Here is a 3,861-nt window from a genome sequence, read left to right on the forward strand (position 1 = left end):
AAATAACGGGAGTAGAAGTAGCTGCGAGAACTCCCGGCACATGACGTATTAGACGTTTCCGCAGGTCAGACGTGGTTTGTTCTTCCGGCTGTATCGCAGTGATGTTCTCTGGATTTGCTGCATAGAACGCTGAAGCTATAGGTTTCCTGCATCTAATGCATGTTTCCGTGGTTTAGGGGTTGCAGTGAGCGGTGTCGTTCCGGGGTTTGTTCCGCGGATGCTTGTGGATCCGGACATCGGTCTGTTCAGGGCTGATGAGCGAGCTTTCACCGCGATGCTTGATGGTTGGCGCGCTCAGATGCTGGCCCGTGGGCTGACGACCCAGACAATCAAACAGCGCTGCCAGCTGCTGGAACGGTTCCAGAAGTTCACAGGCGAGTTTCCGTGGCAATGGGGCCCGGCGGACATTGAGGATTTCCTGGCCGAGCTGCGCTCAGGGGAAAAGCCGATCAGCTTAAAGACTCTGCGTTCGTACGGTAACGCCGTGTCGATGTTCTGCGCTTACCTGACCCATCCTGGTTACGGATGGGGCGAGTTCTGCGAACGAACCTTCGGCGATATACCAAGCCAGATCTGCTTCGAGTGGAACATGCCAAGGCACACCACCGATGACGCGGTGCCGGCACAGAAGAGGTCATTCACCAAGGCGGAACTGCAGCGGCTGTTCGATCACATCGACGATCTCGTCGATCGTGAGTACGCCGCCGGCAGCAAGCGGTGGCTGCCCTTGTTCCGCGACTCAGTGGCGTTCAAGGTTTGCTATGCCTACGGTCTTCGCCGACGCGAGATGACCATGCTTGACCTGGAGGACTTTGGCCCCAACCCCCACGTCAGCGACTATGGCCGGTTCGGCGCCCTTCAAGTCCGTTTCGCTAAAGGCACGGCAGGATCCGGTCCCAGACGGCGCACCGTCCTCACGGTTCCGGAGTTTGACTGGGTCGTGGACCAGCTAAAGACCTGGACATCCGACGGGATGCGGCAGCGGTTCCCAACGGCCGACCGGTCATCGGCCCTTTGGCCCAGCGAGCGTGGCGCCCGGATGTCGCTCGGCTCGTTCGGGGATGCTTTCGCTGCTGCCCGTGACGCCGTCGGACTGCCGAAGGAATTGGGGCTGCACTGCCTTAGGCACTCCTACGTGACCCATCTGATCGAGGCCGGTTATGACCCGGCGTTCGTGCAGACCCAGGTGGGCCACTCGTACGCCTCAACTACGGGCCTCTACACATCGGTATCGTCGGACTTCAAGCAGAAAACCGTGCAGCAGATGATCGCACGCCGCATCGCCAACTTGGAGGACCCAGATGCCTGAACAGCGCCGGATCGGCTACCGCTGGAACCTGAGGGCCCTGATGGCTAAGCGCAACCTCTGGAAGACCACCGAACTGATGCCCCTACTGCGATCCCGTGGCATCAACCTCTCTGAAAGCCAGGTCTACCGGCTGGTCACCGCAGCGCCGGAACGCATCCCTGCCAGGACCTTTGCAGCGCTCTGCGACATCCTGGACTGCACCCCGAACGACCTGTTCGAACCGTTCGTGGAGATGCGCGCCGCGGCGACAGCCAACGCACCGCAACGCAGCGAAGACCTCGGAATCCAGCCCGGGAACCCGATCGCTAAACGTATCCGACTCGTCAATCCCGAGAACGGTGACTAGGCCACGCAAGCCAGAGGATCCCATCCGCTGGCCAGTCCCCTGCGCCCGCTGCCGCCAGCACCACCAAACCGTTGCAAGGTGGCCCGATGGCGCAATCTGCGGCTACTGCTATCAACAGGCCAAACGCATCAAAGGAACCTGCGCCTGCGGGCATGAGGGCGTCCTGCCAGGCCTTATCGGTGAGCAGCCCGCCTGCCGCCAGTGCTCGGGAGTTCGGCTCAACGTCGACTGCGAGGCTTGCGGAGCAGAAGACGAACTACACAGTGGCGGACGCTGCTGGAAATGCGTGCTCGCAACCGTTGTCGATGAGGTCCTCACAAACCCATCAACAGGAGAAATGGCCGCGAACCTGATTCCGCTCGCCACGGCGTTGAAATCTATGAAACGCGCCAACAGCGGCATCACCTGGATCCAGCAGAAGCATGTCACCGCCTTCCTCCGAAGCCTCGCCGTCGCACCAACGATCACGCATGAAGTCTTCGATGGGTTGCCCGACTCGCGGACCCGCGAATACGTCCGTGGCCTCCTCATTGAGCACGGCGTTCTCCCCCGTCGGGACGAACTTCGCACCCGATACGAGATCTGGTCTGCACAAGCCCTCGACCGAATCGACAACCCTGAGAACCGCGACATCATCCGTCGCTACATCCGCTGGCACCACCTCCGTCGGATGAACCAGATGGACGAAGTCAGCCGCGGCACCTTCCTGCGAGCCAAGCAGCAAGTGACCGTCGCCATCGACCTGCTCAACTGGCTCGCCGACCGCGGCGCCAGCCTCGCCGGGCTGACCCAGGCTCATCTCGACCTCTGGCAGGCAGAAGGGCCCACCACCAGACGGATCGCTGAACACTTCCTGAAATGGGCCATCAAGGCCAAGGCCGTCCCTGCAGGGCTGACCATCCTCTCGCATCGTCGTGGAACGAGCCCCAAACTCGACAAGACAGGACAGGATGAAGCACTCAACCGCGTGCTCCACTCCGACGGACAAATCGACCCACGAGATCAGGCCGCCGCGATCCTCGTCCTGGTCTTCGGGCAACAGGCTGAACGCATTGCTCAGCTGACGTGGGAAGACGTGGCGGTCACCGAAGAACTCGTCACCGTCCAGCTCGGATCAATTAACATCGCACTGCCAAACCCATTGGATGAGCCCTGGCGGGAGCTGGCTGAGAACCCAACGCACGGCCTCACGGCCGCGCACCCCAACAGCAACTGGGTCTTCACGGGCCATTTCCCAGGAAAGCACATCAACCCCAGCCACCTAACCCAACGCCTGACACGGATCTTCAGCACGCGCGCCGCGCGGCTCGGAACTCTCCACGAACTCACCAAACTCGCCCCGGTCGCCATCATCGCCGAGACCCTTGGCTACTCCCCCACCACCATCGAACGCCACGCCACCGACTCCGCCGCTGCATACGCCCAATACATCGCGACAAGGGTGCATCCCAAGCGAGTTAGCGTGCCGCAGTCGTAGGAGCCGGGAGAAGGCGGCCAGCGGAACGCCTACGAGGGCGAATGATCACGAAACCTCTGAAGTGCCGGTCCCAACGAACGGCTGAGAAATTCAGTCCAGATCTCCGCGTCATACTCGTCGTAGTAGGCGAACCAAACATCGAATGAGTCGATTGTTGCGGAAGTTGGTGCAAACGATCGAAGGTAGTGCTCTCGTACCTCAGATGGAAGTTGGAATAGGAACTGCTCGTCCGGAGCCGGCAACGTGAGGGCGACTTCACTGATGATGTTGAGCGCCTCCCGCCGGCGAACTTCATCGAGGAGCTGCCAAACCCGAACCCGCTTGAAGCCAGTTGCGCGCTGGGGTGTCTTTGATCGCTCGAGCTCAACTATGAATCGATTGCCCGCGCGTGGATCCCAACCGCTTTGGCCACATTGGACAGCAATGATGAGGTGATCATCGCCCCATGGCCGAGTCCAGGCATTGCTGCCCAGTCGCTTGAACCCTTCATCCTTCAGCCAAGGTCCTAAACCCGTCCGAAGAACCTCGACTAAGTCCCGCGATTTGAAGGTGTCTGCACGGGGAGCCCGACGGGCAACGTGGTCTCGACGCGTTCTTCTGAATCTCACGATGTAACGATAAGGCGGCCAGCAGCTTCCGAAGGACCGACCCTCGGCAGACCCAGGCCAACGGAACTACTGCCCTCCGATAGAGCTACTCCCGGCCCATGAATAACCGTGTATGCCAGTT

3 protein-coding genes are annotated in these 3,861 nt (G+C 60.7%); all 3 read left to right on the top strand.

Features of this window, described 5'->3' with window-relative positions:
- The first annotated feature begins 184 nt into the window (after positions 1-184).
- The 3 genes from MRBLMD1_RS21965 to MRBLMD1_RS21975 all read left to right on the top strand — a co-directional run bounded on the left by MRBLMD1_RS21965 (position 185) and on the right by MRBLMD1_RS21975 (position 3,132).
- The gene (locus MRBLMD1_RS21965) at positions 185-1,309 is read left to right on the top strand and encodes a tyrosine-type recombinase/integrase (protein WP_364403749.1); all 1,125 of its coding nucleotides are present in this window, start codon (positions 185-187) and stop codon (positions 1,307-1,309) included.
- Positions 1,302-1,655, top strand: coding sequence for a helix-turn-helix domain-containing protein (locus tag MRBLMD1_RS21970; protein ID WP_364403751.1), 354 nt, complete (start codon positions 1,302-1,304; stop codon positions 1,653-1,655). Before MRBLMD1_RS21965 ends, MRBLMD1_RS21970 begins: the two co-directional genes overlap by 8 nt.
- 337 nt (positions 1,656-1,992) lie before the next feature.
- A complete protein-coding gene (locus tag MRBLMD1_RS21975; RefSeq protein WP_364403754.1) occupies positions 1,993-3,132 on the top strand; it encodes a Fis family transcriptional regulator in 1,140 nt (379 codons plus the stop codon).
- Positions 3,133-3,861 lie beyond the last annotated feature (729 nt).

This window comes from Pseudarthrobacter sp. LMD1-1-1.1, assembly GCF_040676255.1.
In the GTDB taxonomy this organism is placed as follows: Bacteria; Actinomycetota; Actinomycetes; order Actinomycetales; family Micrococcaceae; genus Arthrobacter.

Coding starts and splice junctions, on each gene's coding strand:
- MRBLMD1_RS21970 (WP_364403751.1), top strand. CDS start 1,302: ATGCCTGAACAGCGCCGGATCGGCTACCGCTGGAACCTGAGGGCCCTG.
- MRBLMD1_RS21975 (WP_364403754.1), top strand. CDS start 1,993: ATGGCCGCGAACCTGATTCCGCTCGCCACGGCGTTGAAATCTATGAAA.